20 protein-coding genes are annotated in these 22,191 nt (G+C 37.4%); 16 read left to right on the forward strand and 4 right to left on the reverse strand.

From position 1 onward, the window contains the following. Position 1: 1 nt before the first annotated feature. On the reverse strand, positions 2 to 988 hold the full coding sequence (locus tag UXI14_RS13905; protein ID WP_335966657.1) for an AraC family transcriptional regulator: 987 nt from the start codon (positions 986 to 988) through the stop codon (positions 2 to 4). Between the two features lie 80 nt (positions 989 to 1,068). Here UXI14_RS13905 and UXI14_RS13910 point away from each other — a divergent pair, with 80 nt between their 5' ends. The 14 genes from UXI14_RS13910 to UXI14_RS13975 all read left to right on the forward strand — a co-directional run bounded on the left by UXI14_RS13910 (position 1,069) and on the right by UXI14_RS13975 (position 17,297). Further along, positions 1,069 to 3,537 (forward strand): TonB-dependent receptor, encoded by a 2,469-nt coding sequence (locus UXI14_RS13910; protein WP_335966658.1) that lies wholly within the window; start codon positions 1,069 to 1,071, stop codon positions 3,535 to 3,537. 118 nt (positions 3,538 to 3,655) lie between these two features. Beyond that, positions 3,656 to 6,019: a TonB-dependent receptor gene (locus UXI14_RS13915; protein ID WP_335966659.1), complete on the forward strand. Its 2,364-nt coding sequence runs from the start codon at positions 3,656 to 3,658 to the stop codon at positions 6,017 to 6,019. Positions 6,020 to 6,038: 19 nt separating this feature from the next. Next, positions 6,039 to 6,752 carry a DUF4198 domain-containing protein gene (locus UXI14_RS13920; RefSeq protein ID WP_335966660.1) on the forward strand — a complete coding sequence of 238 codons (714 nt, stop codon included), beginning with the start codon at positions 6,039 to 6,041 and terminating at the stop codon, positions 6,750 to 6,752. 91 nt (positions 6,753 to 6,843) lie between these two features. Further along, on the forward strand, positions 6,844 to 7,173 hold the full coding sequence (locus UXI14_RS13925; RefSeq protein WP_335966661.1) for a hypothetical protein: 330 nt from the start codon (positions 6,844 to 6,846) through the stop codon (positions 7,171 to 7,173). 3 nt (positions 7,174 to 7,176) lie between these two features. Further along, positions 7,177 to 7,482: a hypothetical protein gene (locus UXI14_RS13930; RefSeq protein ID WP_335966662.1), complete on the forward strand. Its 306-nt coding sequence runs from the start codon at positions 7,177 to 7,179 to the stop codon at positions 7,480 to 7,482. Beyond that, entirely contained in the window at positions 7,483 to 9,036 is a 1,554-nt protein-coding gene (locus UXI14_RS13935) for a PepSY-associated TM helix domain-containing protein (RefSeq protein WP_335966663.1), read from the forward strand. A 68-nt stretch (positions 9,037 to 9,104) separates the two neighbouring features. After that, positions 9,105 to 9,752, forward strand: coding sequence for a hypothetical protein (locus UXI14_RS13940; protein ID WP_335966664.1), 648 nt, complete (start codon positions 9,105 to 9,107; stop codon positions 9,750 to 9,752). A 189-nt stretch (positions 9,753 to 9,941) separates the two neighbouring features. Continuing rightward, positions 9,942 to 10,973, forward strand: coding sequence for a DUF481 domain-containing protein (locus UXI14_RS13945; protein ID WP_335966665.1), 1,032 nt, complete (start codon positions 9,942 to 9,944; stop codon positions 10,971 to 10,973). 30 nt (positions 10,974 to 11,003) lie between these two features. After that, positions 11,004 to 11,585, forward strand: a complete 582-nt coding sequence (locus UXI14_RS13950) for a hypothetical protein (RefSeq protein ID WP_277901008.1) — start codon at positions 11,004 to 11,006, stop codon at positions 11,583 to 11,585. Positions 11,586 to 11,633: 48 nt separating this feature from the next. Further along, positions 11,634 to 12,281: a DUF4136 domain-containing protein gene (locus tag UXI14_RS13955; RefSeq protein ID WP_335966666.1), complete on the forward strand. Its 648-nt coding sequence runs from the start codon at positions 11,634 to 11,636 to the stop codon at positions 12,279 to 12,281. 9 nt (positions 12,282 to 12,290) lie between these two features. After that, positions 12,291 to 12,893, forward strand: a complete 603-nt coding sequence (locus UXI14_RS13960; RefSeq protein WP_335966667.1) for an OmpW family outer membrane protein — start codon at positions 12,291 to 12,293, stop codon at positions 12,891 to 12,893. Between the two features lie 306 nt (positions 12,894 to 13,199). After that, positions 13,200 to 15,080 (forward strand): molecular chaperone HtpG, encoded by a 1,881-nt coding sequence (gene htpG, locus UXI14_RS13965; protein WP_335966668.1) that lies wholly within the window; start codon positions 13,200 to 13,202, stop codon positions 15,078 to 15,080. Between the two features lie 392 nt (positions 15,081 to 15,472). After that, on the forward strand, positions 15,473 to 15,595 hold the full coding sequence (locus tag UXI14_RS13970; RefSeq protein WP_335966669.1) for a hypothetical protein: 123 nt from the start codon (positions 15,473 to 15,475) through the stop codon (positions 15,593 to 15,595). 175 nt (positions 15,596 to 15,770) lie between these two features. After that, positions 15,771 to 17,297 (forward strand): GH3 auxin-responsive promoter family protein, encoded by a 1,527-nt coding sequence (locus UXI14_RS13975; protein ID WP_335966670.1) that lies wholly within the window; start codon positions 15,771 to 15,773, stop codon positions 17,295 to 17,297. Positions 17,298 to 17,310: 13 nt separating this feature from the next. Here the strand turns inward: UXI14_RS13975 and UXI14_RS13980 are convergent, their stop codons facing one another. Further along, a complete protein-coding gene (locus UXI14_RS13980; protein ID WP_335966671.1) occupies positions 17,311 to 17,874 on the reverse strand; it encodes a hypothetical protein in 564 nt (187 codons plus the stop codon). Between the two features lie 154 nt (positions 17,875 to 18,028). Here UXI14_RS13980 and UXI14_RS13985 point away from each other — a divergent pair, with 154 nt between their 5' ends. Next, positions 18,029 to 18,847 (forward strand): zinc-dependent peptidase, encoded by an 819-nt coding sequence (locus tag UXI14_RS13985; RefSeq protein WP_335966673.1) that lies wholly within the window; start codon positions 18,029 to 18,031, stop codon positions 18,845 to 18,847. 12 nt (positions 18,848 to 18,859) lie between these two features. Here the strand turns inward: UXI14_RS13985 and UXI14_RS13990 are convergent, their stop codons facing one another. Both UXI14_RS13990 and rpe read right to left on the reverse strand, forming a co-directional pair. Further along, positions 18,860 to 19,837: a YpdA family putative bacillithiol disulfide reductase gene (locus UXI14_RS13990; RefSeq protein ID WP_335966674.1), complete on the reverse strand. Its 978-nt coding sequence runs from the start codon at positions 19,835 to 19,837 to the stop codon at positions 18,860 to 18,862. Further along, on the reverse strand, positions 19,837 to 20,496 hold the full coding sequence (rpe, locus tag UXI14_RS13995; protein WP_335966675.1) for a ribulose-phosphate 3-epimerase: 660 nt from the start codon (positions 20,494 to 20,496) through the stop codon (positions 19,837 to 19,839). The genes UXI14_RS13990 and rpe overlap by 1 nt, the downstream gene beginning before the upstream one ends. Positions 20,497 to 20,737: 241 nt before the next feature. Between rpe and UXI14_RS14000 the strand changes: the two genes are divergently transcribed. After that, a complete protein-coding gene (locus UXI14_RS14000) occupies positions 20,738 to 21,829 on the forward strand; it encodes an alpha/beta hydrolase (RefSeq protein WP_335966676.1) in 1,092 nt (363 codons plus the stop codon). Positions 21,830 to 22,191: the final 362 nt, after the last annotated feature.

The raw sequence follows: 22,191 nt of genomic DNA on the forward strand, positions 1-22,191 counted from the left end.
ATTATACAACTACCCTAAACTGTTTAGGAGTTTTTCCATAAGCCCTTTTAAATGCCGCACTAAAATGTGTGGCATTTTTATATCCCACCTCCCCGGCAATTTCATAAATTGGGAGCTGAGTGACTTTTAATAATTCTTTTGCTTTGTTCATTTTTTTATCAGAATAAAACTCATTTACTGAACAACCAAAGACCCGCTTAAATTCTTTTTTGAATATATATTCGTTGAGCGCCATTTTTCGGGACATTTCCTTGATTGAATAATTCTGGTCCAAATTCTCCAACATAAATTGCTTAGCGGCATACAATTTCTTTAATATTTTATCCTGATTAACCCCCGATTTTTGTATTTGTCCATTTTTATAATTGTTTAATTGCAAGGCCAGCAATTCCAATAACTTTGCCTCTAGAAACAATCTTTTGCTCACCCCCTCAAGTGTTGTTTCTTGAATATGAGCCAATATTGTAAGTATCTCGTTAGACATAGGATGCACCAAATGATTATCGTTGTATGATTTAAAGTCGTTTACCTCCATAATGCCCCGCTGTTGCAAGTAAGAGTATGGAAAACTAATGTTTACCTCCCTATACGGCCGTTCTCCTGTTAGTCTTACATATCCTTTAAATTCTTCAACCCTTGCCATGTAACATTCTTGGCTTTCATTTAAAACATCGTTGTTGCCACGCAGGGAAATAATTTTTTCCCCTTCAATTAAAAAAGACATGTGTATAAAATCCTCGCTTGTTTCGTTATAAAAAACAAGGTCCTTTTCCAGTTCGAGATTACATGTTTGAATGGAAACACTCCCGATTTGAACATGTTTGATATCCCCTTTTCCATATTTACCATGGACTTTGTATACGGCATAATCGCAACCAACTCCATTAACCACTGAAATACAAGACCCTACAACTTCTTTAAAGCCGATGTCTCTGCCCTTGAGATTGATTAATTCACAGTTAATAAAATCGCGTCTTTTTTTTTCCATATCACGTCATTGCCATAGCATTTCCTTTTCTAAATTTGCTACTCGATTTATTTAGACCAAATATAAATAACTGATTTCATATGAAGAACATATTTACAGCCTTTTTGTTCCTATTCTCAACCTTATCTATTTTCGGGCAAAATGGTAGTATAAAAGGAAAAGTAATTTCCGATCAAGGTTACCCCATCTCAAATGCAAATGTATTAATATCCGGGACAAATATTGGTATAAACACCGATATCTCAGGAGATTTTCAAATAGACAATCTTGCCCCGAAAACTTATAAACTTAAAATTTCATATGTTGGCTACAAAGGAAAAAACATAGAAGCCAAGGTATTTAGCAATCAAGTAACCACTGTTGCAACTATTGAATTAAAAGAAGTAAACGAATCTCTGGACGAAGTGGTCCTGAAAGCTAACAAAACAAACAAATTTTACAAGCCAGAAAGCACGGTCGTTTCCAAGCTCCCTCTTAAAGATCTTGAAAACCCACAAGTATACAACACCATTCCTTCTCAGTTATTGAGCGAACAAGTAGTTACAAATTTTGATAATGCGCTAAAAAATGTTCCCGGTTTATATAAGTTATGGGAATCTACTGGAAGAGGTGCCGATGGAAGCGGTTATTACTCCCTTCGCGGTTTTGCCGTTCAACCAACCATGATTAACGGATTACCGGGATTAACCAATGGGACGCCCGACCCTGCTAATATTGAAAGTGTTGAAGTAATTAAAGGCCCTTCTGGAACACTCTACGGAAGTAGCTTGATTAGTTATGGCGGACTTATCAATATCAATACCAAACGCCCCTATTTTGATAAATTTGGCGGAAATGTATCGTATACGGCCGGAAGTTATGGTTTAAATCGCGTAACCGCCGATGTAAACACCCTCTTAAGTACCGAGAAAAACATTGCTCTTCGTATAAATTCGGCATACCATACACAAAACAGCTTTCAGGATGCAGGCTTTAAAAAGTCGTTTTACATAGCACCATCGTTGGCTTATGAGGTGAACGATCGTTTGTCGTTCTTTATCAATACTGAATTCTACAACGGTAAAAACACCAATCAAACCATGTTATTTTTAGATCGTGCTTCTGAGTTACGCGTTCACAATATGGATGAATTAGGTTACAACAACAACCGTTCTTATACAAGCAACGATTTGTATGTAAACAACCCTACTTATAGTTTGCAAGGTGAGATGCGCTATAAAATAAGCGACAATTGGACCTCTCAAACTGTTTTTTCACGCTCCAATGCTAAGTCAGATGGATATTATTCATATTTATATGAAATCACAAATACAGTTAATCAACAAGCTCCTATTAACGACGGCATCATTCTATCTCGATATACAAGCAAACAAAACTCTGAAACCTTAGGCACAGATATTCAACAAAATTTTATTGGCGAATTCAATCTAGGGAACTTCAAAAATAAAATGGTAGCCGGTTTAGATTTCTTCAATCAAAAAGTAATCAATAATGGTACCGGATATGGAAATCAAGGTTATGTATATATTGGTTCTAACAATGAAGAATTTCAAGCTGTCCTTCCAGCATTGCACGAGCAATCGGGCACTCCAATGGGAACATCGTACCCAGATGATTCGGGTGTGCTTACACAGGCAGGTGCCGATGCCGGTATTGCCCAATTAGCAAACCCCGGGGCTCAATATAGCGAATCGGAACAAAAAATATATAGTGCTTATGTGTCTGATGTAATCTACTTTATGCCTGAGCTTTCTGCAATGGCCAGTGTACGTCTTGATCATTTCTCGAATGACGCTCATGACCAAACAGCTTTTTCACCAAAATTCGGATTGATTTATCAACCAATACTCGATAAGGTTTCTGTTTTTGCAAATTATATGAATGGATTTACAAATGTAGCTCCTGTAACAGTAATTACTGATGGAGATCAATCAACACAAACCTTAGATCCAGAACATGCCAATCAGTTTGAATTTGGTACTAAATTAAACTTGTTCAACAATAAATTGGCTGCAACCATAAGCTATTATGATATTGAAGTGAGCAATAGAGCTTTAAGAATTGATATTGATGCAGATAATTATTACTACAATCAAGAAGGAAAACAAAGTAGCAAAGGTTTTGAGACCAGTATAACTGCCAACCCCATTGAAGGTTTGAACATTGTTGCCGGATACAGTTACAACGACAGTAATCTTGAAGAAGGTGATGCAGCTTTTGAAAATAGAAGACCGGAAGGTGCCGGGCCTCAAAACTTAGCAAACCTATGGGCTAGCTATCGTTTTCAAAACATATCTCTAAAAGGTTTTGGAGTAGGTTTTGGAGGAAACTATGCTGATGAAAACATGATTTTTAATAGAAATGTACTCGGTACTTTTACCCTGCCTTCTTATACCATCATCAACGCTTCTATCTTTTATGAAACCGAAGATTTTGGGATTACTTTAAAGCTTGACAACATAGCCAATGAAGAGTATTACGGAGGGTGGTCTACCATTAATCCACAAACCCCAAGAACACTTTCTGCTAATTTCACCTACAATTTTTAACATTAAAAAAACTATAACAACTTAAAAATTGATATGAAATGTCCATTAACAAATTGCAAACCCGCCGATATGATTAACGGAGCATTCTATCTGACCAATAAAAAATAAATATAAACTGATGAAAAGGATTTTATTAATACTACTCTGCATTATAGGATGGAGTGTCTCGGCACAACAAGGAAGCATTTTAGGAAAAGTAGTTTCAGAAGATGGTTCTTCTGTTCCTATGGCAACTGTTATGCTCAAAAAAACATCTAAAGGAACACAAGCCGACGAAAATGGGTTTTTCAATATTCAAGGAGTAAAACCCGGCAATTATACACTCGTAGTAACTAGCATTGGTTACAATAAACTTGAAACCAGAGTATCTGTAAAAGCAAACGAAGCAACACAATTAGGAATATTAAATATTGAAGAAGCTACTGAATCTTTAGATGAAGTAGTTGTAAATGGTAATGGTCATGCCGATTATCTTGTAAAGAACCCTTCGTCGTCACTTCGGTTAAAAACAGAAGTATTAGACTTGCCACAAAACATTCAAATCATCAGCAATCAACTTATTAAAAGTCAGAATTTGGTAAGCATGATGGAAAATGTTACTCGAAATGTCAGTGGTGCACAAATGATTGAACATTGGGGAACTTTTGCCCGCATCAATATGCGTGGTTTTAAATTACCTGCCTTCAGAAACGGAATGAATGTAGAATTGCCATGGGGACCATTATCAGAAGACATGTCGATGGTTCAAAATATAGAATTTGTTAAAGGCCCTGCCGGGTTTATGTTATCGGCCGGTGAACCAGGCGGCTTTTATAACGTGGTAACAAAAAAGCCCACCAAGCATAGCGTTAACGAAATTTCACTTACAGCCGGAAGCTTTAATAGCTATCGTGCAACTTTCGATTCTGGTGGCGCTTTAACCCCCGATGGAAAATTACAATACCGTTTAAATGGGATGTACCAGAATGCAGACTCCTTCCGTGAGTATGAAGAAAGTAACCGTTTTAGCTTTGTTCCTTCTTTAAAATATGAAATTTCAGATAAGACTTCTATTACTACAGAGTTTACCTATCAAGAATCTAATCAAATTACAGGTGCTGCTTATGTATTTGCCCCTGTTGAAGATGGTTTTGGCAGTTTGGACCGCGATTTTAGTTTTCTGGACGAAGATTTCCCTAAATCCGATATCGAAGAATTAAGCATTTTGGTAAACGCAACTCATAATTTTAACGATAAATGGTCTGTACAAGGTCAATATATGTACATGGATTATACGGTAGAAGGTTCTTCTACCTGGCCCAATGCTGCCCTTCCCGGGGGTGATTTTTACCGCGGGTTAAGCATTTGGGACGCCGTTAGTACCAACGAACTCGGACAAATATATGTAAATGGCGAATTCAATACCGGAGCTATAAAACACAAAGTAATGGGCGGTTTTGATTACCGATACATTCAATATTGGGCCGATTGGGGACAAAACGGAAGTATTGATACTGAAGGCAATCCGTTTAATGTTTACAACCCCATTTATGGTAATGCCGTATATCCTGAATTTGACAGAAGTCAGCCTGTTAAAGTACGTGGTGCAGCCAATTACCAAGGGAATAAATACAATGCTTTCTATTTGCAAGATGAAGTTTGGATGTGGAACGACCGATTACGTTTAACATTGGCCGCCCGATACAATGATGCTTCAATTTTTGCATACGGACAAGGAAGCCAAGATTCTAAGGTAACTCCAAGAATAGGTGTCAATTTTAGCATTCTTCCCGACTTTACTGTTTATGGATTATTCGATCAATCGTTTAAACCTCAATCAGGAAATAATATAGAAGGTACAGATATTCCCTTTGACCCTGAAGTAGCAACCGATATTGAAGGAGGAATAAAAAAGCAATGGTTTAACGGAAAGTTAAGTACCGGGCTAACCGCTTACCAAATAACAAAAGAAAACTATTTAGTGAGCGCAATAGACACCGACAATCCTTCCATACCATATCAAGCCCAAGTAGGCGAAGTACAATCAAAAGGATTGGAATTCGATATGCAAGGACAAATTACAGAAGCCATAAATGTGGTGTTAAACTATGCAAATACAAATGTTGAAGTTACCGAAGATCCATATACACCAGAAAATGTAGGTAATAAAATTGCTGGTCATGCCAAGCATATGACCAACGGTTGGGTAAACTATTCATTCCTTCCGGGTACAGCTTTGCACGGTTTTGGCGTTTCTTTAGGCTACCAGTATCAAGCAGATCGTTCTACTTGGTCATGGGGGGCAGAAAACGAGGCCGTATTACCTAATTATTTCCGTATGGACGGAGGTTTATCATGGGCAAACGACCATTTTAGAGTAAATTTAAACATTAACAATATTTTAGACGAATACCTTTATTCCGGTGCTGCTTATCCTGGTTATGTATACTGGCAAAGTGAACCAGGAATCAACGGAAGATTAACAGTATCATACAGATTTTAGTAACCTAAATAAAAAACACATGAAAAAAATTATTGCATTAACGGTATTATTGTTATCCTCGGCGAGCACATTTGCCCATTATTTATGGATAGAAACCAATGCTCAAGGAGAAATTGGTAAAGAACAGGAAATAAAAGTACATTTTGGGGAATACACCTATGGGGTTATTGAAGAAGTGGAAGGCGAAGCTTTTTCAAAAGTCAATAAATTTTCATTATGGGTCGTGTCTCCTTCAGGAGAAAAACAACTTTTGGAAACTTCGGCAGAAAAAGACCACTACAAGGCACTTTTCACGCCAAAAGAAAAAGGAACGTACACCGTGCTTTTAAACAATAACGAGATTGACGTAATTGATTATACGCAATATGATTTTGGAATTTTTAAAACCCATTACCACTCGGTTGCCAATATAAATGTTGATAACAAGAACAACACGGCTACCCAAAATGATACAGGGATTACCGTAAAGCGTATTGCTACAGACAACAATGAGGTTAAGCTACAGGTTTTGTACAAAAACGAGCCTTTGGCAAAAAATGAAGTACAAATATACGTTACCGATCTATGGTCCAAAACATTGCATACAGATGAAGAAGGCTATATCTCGTTTAAACAGCCCTGGGACACAAAATACATTGTAGAAACAACCTACAAAGAAGAAGTTCCCGGCACTTATAATGGTGAAGATTATGAATTTATATGGCATTGTGCCACATATTGTATTCCTGAGTAGGCATACATAATATAACTGCATTGCAACTCTGACTTAACACATCAGAGTTGTATGCGTTTAAAAAAACGAATAACCAAATTTAATTACAAAAATGGTAGCAACAACAATTTTACTAATGTTTATGGGGTTTTACGCCCTATATAGCAGTTCAAAAAGAGCCGTTCTCAATCAGTCAAAGTTCGATCTTTGGTTGCAAGAAAAATACAGTCCGTTAAAAGCAACGGGGCTTTTATTAATAACAATTGCCTTGGGCGTTGCCATACTCCATAAAGGTTTTGCTTCGGGTATTTTTTATTGGTTTATTATTTTAATGACCTTGGGCAGCTTAATAGTTTTAGTCTCCCCGCTACGGGTATTTAATTACAAGGCCATTGCCACTACCCTTATATGCATCGTTTTTATAGAAAACTTTTTAATTTAGCACATGCCCGCCAATAAAAAGTATTTAACACAATCTCCATGGCAAAGAATTGCCAAGATAACCGCCGGCTTTATAGGTGGGTATATAGTTACCATTACATTGCATTTGGCATTGGCTACCTGGCTATATCATGTTAACGTAATTATAACCCTTACCTATTCGGGGTTTATTTTATGGGCCACTTTAATGATTGTAGCCTTTCTAGCCAAAAGCGGATGGAAAATCTGGGCAATTTATTTAGCACTTGCCTTTCTTTTTTATGTTATTTTTTATTTTGGCAATATGTACAACCCCATTATCCAACCATAAATGAACCAACGCTCTTATAATATCTTTTTTAATTTACATACCATAAGCGGTATTATTATCAGTGCGGCCTTGTTTGTTATTTTCTTTGCCGGGTCGTTTGCTTTTTTCAGGGACGAGATTGCCAATTGGCAAAAAAACGAAGAAATTGCACTTACCGAGAACGGCATTACCGTAAATCTGGACACTGTTTTTGATTCATTAAAAAACAATTACAATTTATACGGAAGGGATATTGAAATAGCCAAACACTATAACGAAAGAAGGGTAAGTGTAAACTTAAGTGCTTCAAAAGATTCTTTGGCGACCAAAGAAGATAAAGCAGGAACCTTTTTTTACCTGGATACGCAAACATACAATACCTATACATACGTCCAATCGTATACGCTTGGCGAATTTCTATACCGTTTGCATTTCTTTGCACAAATAAAGTATCCTTTCGGGTATTACCTTTCGGGGTTTGTGGCCTTCTTTTTCCTCTTTGCCATTATTACCGGAGTACTTATTCATTGGGATAAAATTATCTCAAACTTTTACACTTTCCGCCCAAAGGCAAAGTTTAAAACCATATGGACCGATGCCCACACGGCCTTGGGCACAATAGGGCTTCCTTTTCAGTTTGTATATGCCGTAACTGGTGCTTTTTTTATGCTGAGCTTACTCATGGCCGCACCAAATGTTATGTTTTTATATAACGGAAACCAACAAAAGTTATACGAAGACCTGGAATATTTTGACAAACCGGTTGCTCTCTCTTATCAAAAAATAGAAACAGTGCCATCTGTTGAAACCTTTGTAGACAAAACCAAGAAAGAATGGAACGGTTTTGAGGTTTCCCACATCCATATATATAATTATGCCGACAGTAATATGCAGGTTGCCGTTGAAGGCGAACTGGAAAAGGACATAAAATTTACAGGAACCGGAAAAGTTATTTACAATGCCATTTCTGGCGAAATTCTTTCCAAAAAGAACCCAATTACCAAAACATCCTATCTAGACGGTGTAAAAAATGCAATGTACAAGCTTCATTATGGCGATTACGGCGGACTTACATTACGCTTAATAAGCTTTGTTTTGGGGCTCATCTCCTGTTTTGTTATTATCTCGGGGGTATTAATATGGTTGGTTGCCAGAGATAAAAAAAATGTTCCCGAAAAAAAGCGGCGCTTTAATAAAATCCTGGTAAATATTTATTTGTCTATATGTTTAAGCATGTACCCAATAACGGCACTTGCCTTCATTGCCGTTAAAGTATTTCATCCGGTCGGGCAATCTTTTATTTACAAGTTCTATTTCATTGGCTGGTTGTTGCTTTCGGTATTTTTCTTCATAAAAAAGAGCAATTATTTCACTAATAAATATTGCCTTCTTTCAGGAAGTATCCTTGGACTGCTTATTCCAATTGCCAACGGTATAACAACAGGAAACTGGCTATGGAAAACATATGCAAACAATCAATTCCAGTCGTTTTTTATAGACATATTTTGGATAATCTTGGCTTTCACCACACTTATAATTACTTTTAAAATAAAAAGAAAGCCTTTAAAACCATAATATTATAACCTCCACCAAAACAGTTTATTTAAAAAAAAACCTTATTTTAGTATTAAAATCTTTACATTATGAATAAGAGAATTATTGCTTCGCTAATAGTATTATGCTTAATCTATGCATGCGGAACTACCACCAAAATCACAGCTTCATGGGCCAACAAAGAAGCTTTTGCAACAAAAAAATATAAAAGTGTCTTTATTGCAGCCATTACCAGCAATGTACCCGCTAAAACTGTTATTGAAGACGAATTGGCATTTCAAATGCAGGAAAGGGGCATTAAACCTACAAAAAGTCACGATGTATTTCCCGGTACTTTTACCAAAGACAACAAGCCTTCAAAAGAAATATTATTAAAAGGCATTAAAGACTCGGGGAGCGAGGCAATACTTACGGTAACCCTCCGGGACGAAGAAACCGAATCCAGGTATGTGCCAGGAACCACCAATTATGCCATGTACAGCCCGCTGGGCTATGGCTACTACGGCAATTTCTATGGTTACTACAACTCTGTATATGGTTTTGGTTACGATCCCGGTTACTATACCACAGACAAGGTATACTATTTAGAGACAAACATTTACGATGCCAGTAGCGAAGAACTTATATGGTCTGCACAATCCAAAACATACAATCCGACCGATATAGATAACTTTACAAAAGGCTATACAGAAGCCATTATTGGTAAATTGCAAGACGATGGTATTTTGGCCAAATAGCTAAAATATAGATAACTTTTATAAAAAGTGGTTATGGAAATTTTTCTTCATAACCACTTTTTCTGTTTTAAAAAATAACTATCTTTATAATAAATAAGGATTTTTACTTCCCCATTCTCTACAAAAATTAGGTTTTTAAATAGTATTATATACAAGCCTATAATTTGTCTAATCAACAATTTGTACAGAATGTTTTACAAAACCAACCCCACTTTATTATTCCTGCTATTCACCTGTATTTTTTTTCAAAATGCCATGGCTCAAAACGATACCATCGTTATGGATAATGGCGATAAATTTATTGGGGAAATAAAAGAAATGAAAAACGGTGTCCTCACCATGGAAACCGATTACAGCGACAGCGATTTTACCATAAAATGGACACACATAAAAAAAATAGATAGCGACCAATATTATTTATTAACGCTTAAAGATGGGCTAAGGTTAAATAGCGACCTGCACACCAAACCAAAAGACACAGGGGTGGTAGATGTTAAAAACCTAGATAAGATAACCACCGTTAAAATTGAAGACATTGTATATGTCAAGGCCGTAAAAACCACTTTTTTTTCCAGGTTGAGCGCCTCTGTATCGGTCGGGTACAACTTTACAAAAAGCAACAGCCTAAGTCAGTTTACCGTCCGGAGTAATATTGGCTATATTGCAGACAAGTGGGGCTTTAACGGGAGCTACAACTCGGTAAGGAGCAGCCAGGAAGATGTAGACGAAACCCAACGTACCGATGCCAATATTGGCGCCAAGTATTTTTTAAAGAACGATTGGTTTGTCATGCTCTCAGGAGATTTCCTATCAAACGAAGACCAAAAACTTAAACTCAGGTCCACCATTAAAGGCGGTCTCGGTAAATACATTATTCATTCCAACAGGGTCTATTTTTCGGCCAATTCGGGACTTGCATGGAACAACGAGCGCTTTACCGACGCCGAAGAACAAAACAGAAACAGCTTGGAAGCATATCTAGGGCTCGAAATAAACATGTTCGACTTCGATGATATCAGCCTCTTTTCAAACATAACCGCATACCCGAGCTTAACCGAAAGCGGCAGGATAAGAACCGATTTTAGTCTGGACCTTAAATACGACCTCCCTTTAGACTTTTTTATAAAAGTGGGCTTAACGCATAACTTCGACAGCAAACCCGTAGAAGATGCGGCAAAAGTGGATTACATTTTCCAAACAACGTTTGGTTGGGAATTATAAAAACAGCAGGCACTTATAATTTTTATACACATGAAAAAACAAAAAGCAATCCCTTTAAAACGCTTCCCCCTGTTTATATTCTTGTTCCTCTCTTTTTCTGTCCTAGCACAAGAGGCAGCAAATACGGCAGGCGAACAAAACAGCAATGAAACCGAAACCTTTAAACACCATAAACCGGCAATCTTTACCGGCTATAGCTGGGTTCCACAGGGAAGAAATGAAAACACCGGGGAAAAAGAAACCATTTTTGTTCCATCCATTGGCTTTTCATACGAGTATTGGTTCTCCGAAAAATGGGCAATTGGCACCTATAACGATGTTGAAATTGTAAAATACGAAGTAGAACGCGACGATGAAGACATAGACCTAAAGCGGGAAAACGCACTATCCCTCTCCCTCGCAGCCGTGTACGAAGTATTGCCAAAATGGACCCTAATTGCCGGTGGCGGGCTGGATATAGATAAAAACGAAACCCTCCCCATTCTCCATTTGGCAACCGAATATGTTATTTTGGAAAAAAACGCTACCGAACTTTCCGTAAGCCTTTCATACAATAACAAAGAATATTACGATACCTTCTCCATAGGCCTTGTACTTGGTAAAAAATTATAAATAACCAGCATATAGTTTAGTATCAACCATTAAAAATTAAATACACACATGAAAAAGATCAATTTATTTCACACATGCTATTGGCTATTGGCATGTTTGCTCATAACTGGCTGCGACCAAGACGGGCCGGATTATGTAGACGAACTGGACGTGGTTTATACCAACTACGACGACTCTTTTAATTTCGACGAACAACTCACCTATGCCGTTCCAGACAGTATTATAGAGGTAGACGATATCGATTTTGACGACGAACTTATTTCCCCAGATTTCATAGACCCCATTTATGCCGATGTAATCCTGGACAACATCGTGGCAAATATGGACAACAGAGGCTGGCAACAAGTAGACAAAGATGCAGATCCCGATGTAATTATCCTGGCAGCCGCCATGCAAACAACCAACCTGTATTATTATTACGATTGGGGCTACTGGGGCTGGTGGTATCCAGGTTTTTACCCAGATTGGGGCTGGTGGTACCCGGGCTACTACCCACCCGTGGTAAGCGCATACCGCTCCGGCACCCTTGTACTGCAAATGACCTATCCCGCCGGTATTGGCGTTAACGACAATATCCCGGTAGTATGGACATCGGCCATTAACGGCCTCCTCGAAGGAAGCACCAGCTCCATTAACGACAGGCTCAAGAACACTGTTGACCAAGCATTTATACAATCTCCATATTTAAGCAAATAAAAAACCGATATGAAAAAGTTAATTGCCATAATTGCATTGTGCATAGCCACCTATAGCGCCAAAGCGCAAGAACTTCAAATGGAATCTATTACCAGCTTTAATTACAGCATCGGTATCCCTGTGGGCAACCTAAGCGACTTTATCTCAAAAGTAAGCCCCCTAGGATTTTCCATAGACTACAAAAGGGCCATTACACCCAATATATATGTTGGTGGAGAATTTGGCATGAACAATTTTTACGAAGAACGCTCCTACCAAACATACACAGAGGGCACGGCCTCCATTAGCGGTATCCAGACCCGGTACAACACAAGCATGCCCATAACCATTACCGCCGATTATATCTATACCGCAAACAACCAGTTCAAGCCCTATTTTGGAATCGGTTTGGGTACCGTTTACAATTACCGCGAAATAGACCTCGGCCTATTCAATTCTACCATAAACACATGGTTCTTCACCATCAAGCCAGAAGCCGGCGTAATATTCAACCTAAATTCCTTCACGGGTATTAAACTTGGCGCACGGTATTTCCAGACGTTCAACACCAAAGACATAGATGCCTATTCTTACTTTGCCATCGATGTCGGTTTTGTGCTCATGCACTTCTAAAAAATCAAAAAGCGCATAGTGTTCATACATTATGCGCTTTTTTTAAACAACCTAACCAATAAATAAACTAATTACCTATAAGGGTATAATATATATCTTTTTCATAGCACTTCCCCCTACTAATAATATACAATATAGCAAATGTTTAAATAAAATTCTAATTTCTTAAACATAATTAATATTAAATTAACATCAAACAAACAGTATACTGCCCTTAACCATTGCTGTCATCTTGTCACAGAATCCTGATTGGTATTTTTTTTGAAACCTCCCTTTTAAACAATTTAAAATAAAAATACCAGAGATATGACTACCGGAAACATTAATGTATCTGTTGAAAATATTTTCCCGCTCATAAAAAAGTTTTTGTACAGCGACCACGAAATCTTTTTAAGGGAACTTATATCCAATGCTACCGACGCCACACTTAAATTAAAACACCTAACAAATATTGGTGAAGCTCCAGGCGTTGAATACGGAAACCCCGTAATAGAAGTAAAAGTAGACAAAGAAGGGAAAAAACTTCATATTATCGACCACGGTATCGGGATGACTGCCGATGAAGTTCAAAAATACATCAACGAAGTAGCCTTTTCGGGTGCCGAAGAATTCCTGGAAAAATACAAAGACTCGGCCAAAGACAGCGGCATTATAGGCCATTTCGGGCTAGGGTTCTACTCTGCCTTTATGGTGGCCAATACCGTCGAGATCATTACAAAATCATACAAAGACGAGCCCGCCAGCCATTGGTCCTGCGACGGTTCGCCTAAATATTCATTAGAACAAGCCGATAAAAAAGAGCGCGGCACAGAGATTATCTTGCACATCAACAAAGATTCCGAAGAATTTTTAGATGATGCCAAAATAACCCAGCTCTTGACCAAGTACAACAAGTTCATGCCAATCCCCATCAAGTTTGGCACCAAAGAAGAAACAAAAACTACAGGTGAAGGAGACGATGCCAAAGAAGAAAAAACCACGGTAGACAACATCATCAACAACCCAGATCCGGCATGGACAAAACAACCGGCCGATTTAAAAGAAGAAGATTACAAAAACTTCTACAGAGAGCTCTACCCCATGCAGTTCGAAGAGCCCCTGTTCCATATCCACCTTAACGTAGACTATCCGTTTAACTTAACGGGAATTTTATATTTCCCCAAGTTATCAAACGATATGAGCATGCAAAAAGACAGGATTCAACTATACCAAAACCAAGTATTCGTTACCGATAACGTAGAAGGTATAGTACCCGAATTCCTTACCATGCTAAAAGGAGTTATAGACTCCCCCGACATCCCGTTAAACGTATCGCGTTCTTATTTACAGGCAGACGGGAACGTAAAGAAAATCTCCAGCTACATTACCAGAAAAGTAGCCGATAAGCTTAAATCCATCTTCAACGAAAACCGTGAAGACTTCGAGAAAAAGTGGAACGACATTAAAATTGTTATTGAATACGGAATGCTTTCTGAAGACAAATTCTTTGAAAAAGCAGACAAATTCACCCTTTACCCTACCGTAGACGGTGCTTATTACACTTTTGAAGAATTACAGGAAAAAATAAAAGACGGGCAGACCGACAAAGACAACAAGCTCGTTATACTATATGCAAGCGACAAAGACGCACAGCACACCTATATAAACGAAGCAAAAGAACGCGGCTACGAAGTATTATTGCTGGACTCCCCCATTGTATCGCACCTGCTTCAAAAGTTGGAGACCTCCAAAGAAAACATTTCGTTTGCCCGCGTAGATGCCGATTCCATAGACAACCTCATCAAAAAAGACGACGAGAAAATCTCAAAACTCTCCGAAGAAGAAAAAGAAACATTAAAAACCACTTTAGACGAGGTAATCCCAAAAGAAAAGTTCACCGTCCAACTAGAGGCACTAGACAGCAATGCATCTCCGTTTACCATAACCCAGCCCGAGTTTATGCGCCGCATGAAAGAGATGAGCGCAACCGGTGGCGGTATGTTCGGCATGGGCAACATGCCCGAAATGTACAACCTGGTCGTAAACACAAACCACGAATTGGTAAACCAGATAGTAAACACCAAAACAAAAGCCAAACAAGAGCGCTTAATAAAGCAATCCCTAGACTTGGCACGCCTGTCTCAAGGGCTGCTTAAAGGCGAGGAGCTTACCAATTTTGTAAAGCGCAGTTACGAGATGATCAAGTAAACATCTATAACAACATACCCAATTATAAAAAAGCTGTTTGAAACATTTCAAGCAGCTTTTTTTCGTTTATTATCACCCATGCCCAAACACAGATATAGGGCATGCATTAAAAAAAATGACATACACATACATAAAAATAATAAAGGTACCCACAAACAATATGGAAGCACACACGAATAGAAGTTCGGCATAAAAAAGTCATCATCCCTCCTAAGCCTACCTAATCCTGCAAGGTTCTCAAAACCTTGTAGGTATTTTAAAACCGAAATACAGACCTACAAGGTCAAAAAAAAGACCTTGCAAGAGCTTGTTAAAGTAAACTCTTCATAAATCAGTATATAATACATGTCACCATATAAAGCCTATAGAAATAAGGATAGATATAAATAGCATTGGAACACATTCAAAAAGCGTTGGAGCATGTTCAATTAGCATTGGAGCACATTCAATTAGCGTTGGAGCATGTTCAAAAAGTATTGGAGCACGTTCAATTAGTATTGAAGCACAATAAATAGCTGTTTTAGCAGCAATGTTATCATTTATCAATTATCCAATTATCAATTAATAATCAACTATCTCACTAACCACTTTTCCCTTATCACTATTAAAGGTCAACAGTTATATAATATTATATTTTATCTTTTTATTAATAGTTTTTTATGATGAAAGAATTAATTTGAAAGAAAAAGAATGGCCATAATAGGATCGATTATAAAAGGAATCATTGAGTTAGCCGATACGGTAACAACCGAAGAAAACCCAGTTGATGCACAACACAACGTTTTAATGAAACTGCTCGATACTGCCAAAAATACCCGCTTTGGAATGGATTATGGATTTGCTGAAATTTTAAAACATGAAAATCCCGAGCAGGCCTTTGCCAGAAACACCCCTTTTTTTGATTATAACCAAATGCAAGAACAATACTGGAAACATTTGCACGAAGGCAAAAAAGATGTTAGTTGGCCCGGAAACCCGGAATATTATGCTTTGAGTTCCGGTACGACGGGAAAAACAAGTAAACGGATCCCAATAACCAATGAAATGCTGGAAGCCATAAAAAAAACGGGAATCAAACAAGTGGCTTCATTAGCCAATTTTGACCTTCCTGCCGAATTTTTTGAGAAAACCATAATGATGTTGGGCAGTTCTACAAATCTGGTCCATAAAAATGGGCATTTAGAAGGAGAGATAAGCGGTATAAGTGCAAGTAACATTCCATTTTGGTTTCGTGGATATTACAAGCCTGGCGAAGAAATCTCTAAAATAGACAATTGGGACGAGCGCGTGCAAAAAATTGCTGAAGAAGCTCCCAATTGGGATATTGGGGCTTTAAGCGGAATTCCTTCCTGGATGGAATTAATGCTTAAAAAAGTTATAGCCCATAATAAAGTGGAGGATATTCATGACATTTGGCCAAATTTACAGGTTTATGCCTCTGGAGGGGTCGCTTTTGGGCCATACAAAAAGAGTTTTAATGCCTTATTGAAGCATCCTATTACCATAATAGATACGTATTTGGCTTCCGAAGGCTTTTTGGCCTATCAAGACCGGCCCAATACCAATGCAATGAAACTGGTGCTGGATAACGGTATTTACTTTGAGTTTGTGCCCTTTAAGCCCGAATATATACATCCAGATGGCTCGATAGTTGCAAATGCTCCGTCCCTTACTATAAGTGAAGTAGAGGAAGGCGTAGAGTACATTTTGATTCTTTCCAGCGTTTCCGGGGCATGGCGCTATTTAATAGGCGACACTATAAAGTTTACCAATGTTTCCCGGGCGGAAATTAGTATTACCGGGCGTACCAAGTTTTTTTTAAATGTCGTGGGGTCGCAGCTTTCGGTTAATAAAATGAATGATGCCATTCAAAAAATAGAAAAAGAATTTAATACCGAAATCCCAGAATTTACCATTGCTGCCATTAAGCTCAACGGGGAGTTTTACCACAAATGGTACATTGGCACCCCAACTCCCAATATAGATGAAGAAAAAATAGCCAAGGCCCTTGACGAAGCATTGAAAAAAGCCAATAAAAATTACAAAGTTGCCAGGTCTAAAGCTTTAAAGGGTGTAAAATTGGTAGCTGTGCCACCAGCGGTCTTCCATGACTGGAACGAACACAATAAAAAGAAGGGCGGTCAAGTAAAAATGGAACGCGTTATGGACAAGGATAAATTTAAGGAGTGGGAAGAATTTGTAGGTAAAAAAGGCTAACCTATTGTAGAAATCAGGTTTTAATGTCCTTGGTTAACTCCATAATATCTTCTGGAGAAAGGTACAATCTCTTAATGCGGGCCTTATACTTTTCGGACAGGCTGGTATGGTTGAGTATAAAATTTTTGGTCTTCATGATATAATCTCCCATGCCGTGACTTACAGCATACATGTCGGCAGTTTTTTCGGCAGTACGGATATGTTTTCCTATGAAAACGTACTTTATTCCGAAGAAAAACAAATTTAAGCTGCTCCTATGAAGGTAATCTACAATATGCCCAAGCTCGTGGCCTATCCAACCTATAACAACATCTTCGGGAACATTATTAATACTAAATTTTTCCCCTTCAATATTAAAGTGATTGCTTATAAAAATATAATAAGACCTCTTGCCCTTAGGTTTCCACAATGATTTAAAATCTGGCTGTGCCTGCATAAAAGAACGTTGTAGCTTGTCTTTAAACCTAAATTTAATAGAAACCCCATTTAATTCTGGAAAATATTCCAGCGCTTTTAGAACCTCTTTCCTTATGGCCAACGGTATTTCCTTTTTTGGGTATTTTGTTATCTTTTCCATTTATTATAATATAAGGAAAAGCCGTTAATAAAGCAACCTTACAGGAAGAATTATTAAAAATGCTTTAAGAAGATTTCTTGGTATATGGTGTTGATAATAAATAAGTTGGGCAAGTATTTTTTCTTTTGTTTAAAAAAAGTAGTATTTTCAAGGTATGATTGTGCCACTACTTTTAGGATTGCCGGTTGTACTACTTTTTACGTACTGGGGGTTTAACCTTACAGACATTGCGTATTCTAAAATTTATGGCAAGCCAATGATTGTGCACGATCATTTGTATTTAAAAAATTTAAATACCGACGATATTAGGATAATAGCCAAGTATTCTTCTTTTTACAATAAGCTCGGGGCATACAAAAAGCGTATTTTTAAGCACCGTGTCCTGATGTTTATTAACGATAAGCAGTTTATAGGGCTCGATGGTTTTGAAGTTACCCGAGATGCCAAAGTATTGATTGCTTCTGTTGCGGTAATGCTGTCTTTTGGTATGCGCAATTACCTTATTGAATCGGTTAACAAAATTATTATTTATCCAAGCCCTTATTTTTCATCAATCAACCGAAAATATCATTTGGGGGAATTCAATCCGCTGTTAAAAACAATAGTGTTTTCCTGGAGCGATTTTTTGGCGGGCTTTCAGCATAACAAGTCCAATATTAACTTAGGGGTCCATGAATTTGCCCATGCCATATATTTTGGTTCTTTGCACTATAGCGATTCCAGTTCGGTATTGTTTTTCAACGGTATTAAAAAAATAGATGCTTTACTTCATACAGAAACATATATAAATAAACTTTCCGAAACAAATTACTTACGGAAGTATGCGTATACTAATAAATTTGAGTTTTTTGCGGTTTGTCTGGAGCATTTTATAGAATCTCCTTTGCAGTTTCAAGAACAAGCGCCCGAACTATTCGGCATTATAAAACAAATGATGAATTTCGAGGTCGTGGATATCAGCAATGTTGCTTGACATATTATATAGCTACTTGTTTTTCTCTTTTTTGGCAATACTTTCAAGGATTATTTTAGCATGAACCCTTGAGTTTTCTATAAACCACAAATGGGTGTCCATGCCACCGCAAATAACACCGGCCAGATAAAGGTTTGATTGATTTGTTTCCATGGTATTTTCGTTGTACTGCGGATAAAACTTCCCATCGTCCGAGAGTTTTACGCCTATTTTTTCAAGAAAGCCGAAATTTGGTTTATAGCCGGTAAGCGCAAGGACAAAGTCGTTTTTAATTGTTTTTCCCCCTTCAGGCGTATCAAGGACTAGGCTATCTTCTTTCACTTCTTTTAAAGTGGTGTTAAAAAATGCCCGTATACTTCCTTCGGCTATGCGGTTTTCAATATCTGGTTTTACCCAATATTTTACCCGTCTTCCAATTTCCGGACCGCGAACAATCATGGTAACATCGGCACCTTTTCGGTAACATTCCAAAGCAGCATCAACAGCAGAATTACTGGCACCTATAACGGCCAATTTCTGCATGGAATAAAAATGCGGGTCTTTGTAATAATGGGCCACTTTTGGCAGGTTTTCTCCCTTAATGTCCATTGTATTCGGCATATCGTAAAAGCCCGTGGAAACAATTACATATTTGCAGGAATATATCTCTTTTTCGGTTGTTACCACAAAAGAACCGTTTTCTTTTTTTTCTGTTGAAACAACTTTTTCAAAAAGATTGATACAAAGGTCGTTTGAGGTTACAATTCTTCGGTAATATTCAAGAGCCTCATTTCGTTTTGGTTTGGCCTCCTTGCTAATAAAGGGAATATTGTCTATTTCTAATTTTTCTGAAGAAGAAAAAAACTGCATGTTCATGGGGTAGTTAAACAGCGAGTTTACTATGGTTCCTTTTTCTATTATTAAATAATCGATATCTTTTTTTTTGGCTTCTAATCCGCATGCAATTCCAATAGGGCCTCCGCCAATTATAATCAAATCCTTGTAAATCATTAAGCTATGCTGTTTTTTAGGTCGGTAATTGTTTTTGTAGGTTCTTTACTTCCAAAAATAAAGCTACCAGCTACCAGGACATCGGCTCCGGCTTCAATTAGTTTTTTTGCATTATCGTTGTTCACGCCACCATCTACTTCAATAACAGTAGTTGCATTATGCGTAATGATAAGCTCTTTAAGCTGTTTTATTTTTTTATAGGTGTTTTCTATAAATGATTGCCCGCCAAATCCGGGGTTCACGCTCATAATAAGCACTAGGTCGATATCGTTTATTACCTCTTCCAAAACAGATACACTGGTGTGTGGATTTAGTGCCACGCCCGCTTTCATGCCCTCAATTTTTATGGCTTGCAAGGTTCTGTGTAAATGCGTACAGGCTTCATAGTGGACCGTGAGACTGTTTACTCCCAAATTGGCAAAATCCTTAATATACCTATCCGGGTCGACAATCATTAAATGTGTGTCTAGCGGTTTTTTTGTATGTTTTGCAATAACTTTTATAACAGGCATTCCAAAAGAAATATTAGGAACAAACAAACCGTCCATTACATCAAGATGAAACCAGTCGGCCTCGCTGTTGTTAACCATTTCAATATCACGTTGTAAATTGGCAAAATCGGCTGCCAATAAGGAAGGAGCAATTAGTTTCTTGTTCATTTTCATGAATTGTATAATTTACCAGTTTTGGTTCCATACAAAAATACTGGAAATATATTTTATAGTTGTACATGGTACAAATTAAGATTGCCGAAATAGGGTTCGGAAATCGATTTTAGTATAATAACTGTTTACTATTTTAAAGAAATGGCCTATTCCCCCCTTGTATACTGTATTTTTACCACCCTTGTTTTTATGTTTGGTTTGTTACTTTTGAAGTTATTGTTAATTTGTTGATACTATGGATAATAAAGTTTATTTTTTTATAAGACAGGGGCTTTTCGTGATATTGTTGCTTTTATGTTTTTCATGTAATAAAAAAAGTAATATAGATGAAGAATTTTATATTCCCGTAGAGGGTTCGCGACTTTATGTGCGGCTTGTGGGTAATGTAGACGGCCCTTTAATACTCAATTTACATGGAGGTCCCGGGGCTTTTTCGGGTTTTGACCACGAGCATAATAAAGAATATCTGGAGCATAAATATTTAATGGCATATTTAGACCAGCGGGGTGGTGGCAAATCTGATAAAGAACCTGACTCCACAATGTTTACCATGGATCAATTTGTAAAGGATGTCGATGTGGTTGTGGATACTTTGAAAAGTAAATTTATGAATAAAAAAGTTAACCTTTTAGGCTCTTCCTGGGGAGGGACGCTAGGATTACTATATTTAATAAAGCATCAAGATAAAATTAATTCATTTGCATGTGTAAGTGGTAAGGCCGATGGTGTGTACCCAATTATGGCAATCATTGAGCACGAAAAGAAAATAGTTGAAGATTTAATGAACACTTCACAAGATAGTACGGCCAAAAAACGATACAAAGAAATTTATAGCAAATTGGTTGCGGTAGAAAATAGTGAATTGGATCAGTTTTATAACGATATGAACCTGATTAAGCATACTTTCCCGAAAGAATTAGGGTTTGATGCATATTGGGCAAATCTGGAGGCAAGAAAAAGAGCTATTGAACTGGGAAAGGATTCCTTATACTACTCAAAGGCTCATTATACAAAAGAAGAATTTAATGAGGCTATGGAAAAATTTGAATATGTAAACCGGGTTTTTCGAAATTCACCGACCTACAACCATTTAAATATACTTGATGACATTTCAAAAATATCAAAACCTGTACTTGTGGTGCAAGGGCAATACGATTATGCAATTGGAATAGGGCAAGCCAAAATGATTTATGAAGCTTTAAAGTCAGTTCCGGTGGCCAAAAAAGAATTGATAATTATACCAAATGCAGCTCATAACCTTAATATGGAGGCGCAGAAGCAATATTATATGGCTATAAATTCTTTTTTTGCAAAATATAATGATTGAAAAGAAATCTTGACTATTTTTTCGTACTCCCCCAATAACAAACAAAAAGGCCGTTCAATAGTATGAACGGCCTTTTTTCCCTAAACTAATACCTACTACTAGTATGTAATGATATTCAAAGGTAGGAATTCAATTACAAATACAAAAGTTAAATAAAACAAAAAACTCCGGTAATCAGTTTGATTGGTATTCATTTGAAACGTGTTTATTAGGGAAGGCTACAAAACATCTGCAGGCATTCGTGAACTTTATAAAGTCTTCTGGTCTTGACGATGAATTAGGGGATAAAGATTGGGGTGATTTTCCTCTTTTAAGGAATAGTATTAAATTGTACTTTACCAATCCATACTTCACATAATATT

Origin of the sequence: Galbibacter sp. PAP.153, from assembly GCF_037029175.1 — a bacterium.
Classification (GTDB): domain Bacteria; phylum Bacteroidota; class Bacteroidia; order Flavobacteriales; family Flavobacteriaceae; genus Galbibacter; species Galbibacter pacificus.

Excerpts from the sequence above, each read along its gene's own strand:
- UXI14_RS13905 (WP_335966657.1), bottom strand. The coding sequence starts at position 988 with ATGGAAAAAAAAAGACGCGATTTTATTAACTGTGAATTAATCAATCTC.
- UXI14_RS13910 (WP_335966658.1), top strand. The coding sequence starts at position 1,069 with ATGAAGAACATATTTACAGCCTTTTTGTTCCTATTCTCAACCTTATCT.
- UXI14_RS13915 (WP_335966659.1), top strand. The coding sequence starts at position 3,656 with ATGAAAAGGATTTTATTAATACTACTCTGCATTATAGGATGGAGTGTC.
- UXI14_RS13920 (WP_335966660.1), top strand. The coding sequence starts at position 6,039 with ATGAAAAAAATTATTGCATTAACGGTATTATTGTTATCCTCGGCGAGC.
- UXI14_RS13925 (WP_335966661.1), top strand. The coding sequence starts at position 6,844 with ATGGTAGCAACAACAATTTTACTAATGTTTATGGGGTTTTACGCCCTA.
- UXI14_RS13930 (WP_335966662.1), top strand. The coding sequence starts at position 7,177 with ATGCCCGCCAATAAAAAGTATTTAACACAATCTCCATGGCAAAGAATT.
- UXI14_RS13935 (WP_335966663.1), top strand. The coding sequence starts at position 7,483 with ATGAACCAACGCTCTTATAATATCTTTTTTAATTTACATACCATAAGC.
- UXI14_RS13940 (WP_335966664.1), top strand. The coding sequence starts at position 9,105 with ATGAATAAGAGAATTATTGCTTCGCTAATAGTATTATGCTTAATCTAT.
- UXI14_RS13945 (WP_335966665.1), top strand. The coding sequence starts at position 9,942 with ATGTTTTACAAAACCAACCCCACTTTATTATTCCTGCTATTCACCTGT.
- UXI14_RS13950 (WP_277901008.1), top strand. The coding sequence starts at position 11,004 with ATGAAAAAACAAAAAGCAATCCCTTTAAAACGCTTCCCCCTGTTTATA.
- UXI14_RS13955 (WP_335966666.1), top strand. The coding sequence starts at position 11,634 with ATGAAAAAGATCAATTTATTTCACACATGCTATTGGCTATTGGCATGT.
- UXI14_RS13960 (WP_335966667.1), top strand. The coding sequence starts at position 12,291 with ATGAAAAAGTTAATTGCCATAATTGCATTGTGCATAGCCACCTATAGC.
- htpG (WP_335966668.1), top strand. The coding sequence starts at position 13,200 with ATGACTACCGGAAACATTAATGTATCTGTTGAAAATATTTTCCCGCTC.
- UXI14_RS13975 (WP_335966670.1), top strand. The coding sequence starts at position 15,771 with ATGGCCATAATAGGATCGATTATAAAAGGAATCATTGAGTTAGCCGAT.
- UXI14_RS13980 (WP_335966671.1), bottom strand. The coding sequence starts at position 17,874 with ATGGAAAAGATAACAAAATACCCAAAAAAGGAAATACCGTTGGCCATA.
- UXI14_RS13985 (WP_335966673.1), top strand. The coding sequence starts at position 18,029 with ATGATTGTGCCACTACTTTTAGGATTGCCGGTTGTACTACTTTTTACG.
- UXI14_RS13990 (WP_335966674.1), bottom strand. The coding sequence starts at position 19,837 with ATGATTTACAAGGATTTGATTATAATTGGCGGAGGCCCTATTGGAATT.
- rpe (WP_335966675.1), bottom strand. The coding sequence starts at position 20,496 with ATGAACAAGAAACTAATTGCTCCTTCCTTATTGGCAGCCGATTTTGCC.
- UXI14_RS14000 (WP_335966676.1), top strand. The coding sequence starts at position 20,738 with ATGGATAATAAAGTTTATTTTTTTATAAGACAGGGGCTTTTCGTGATA.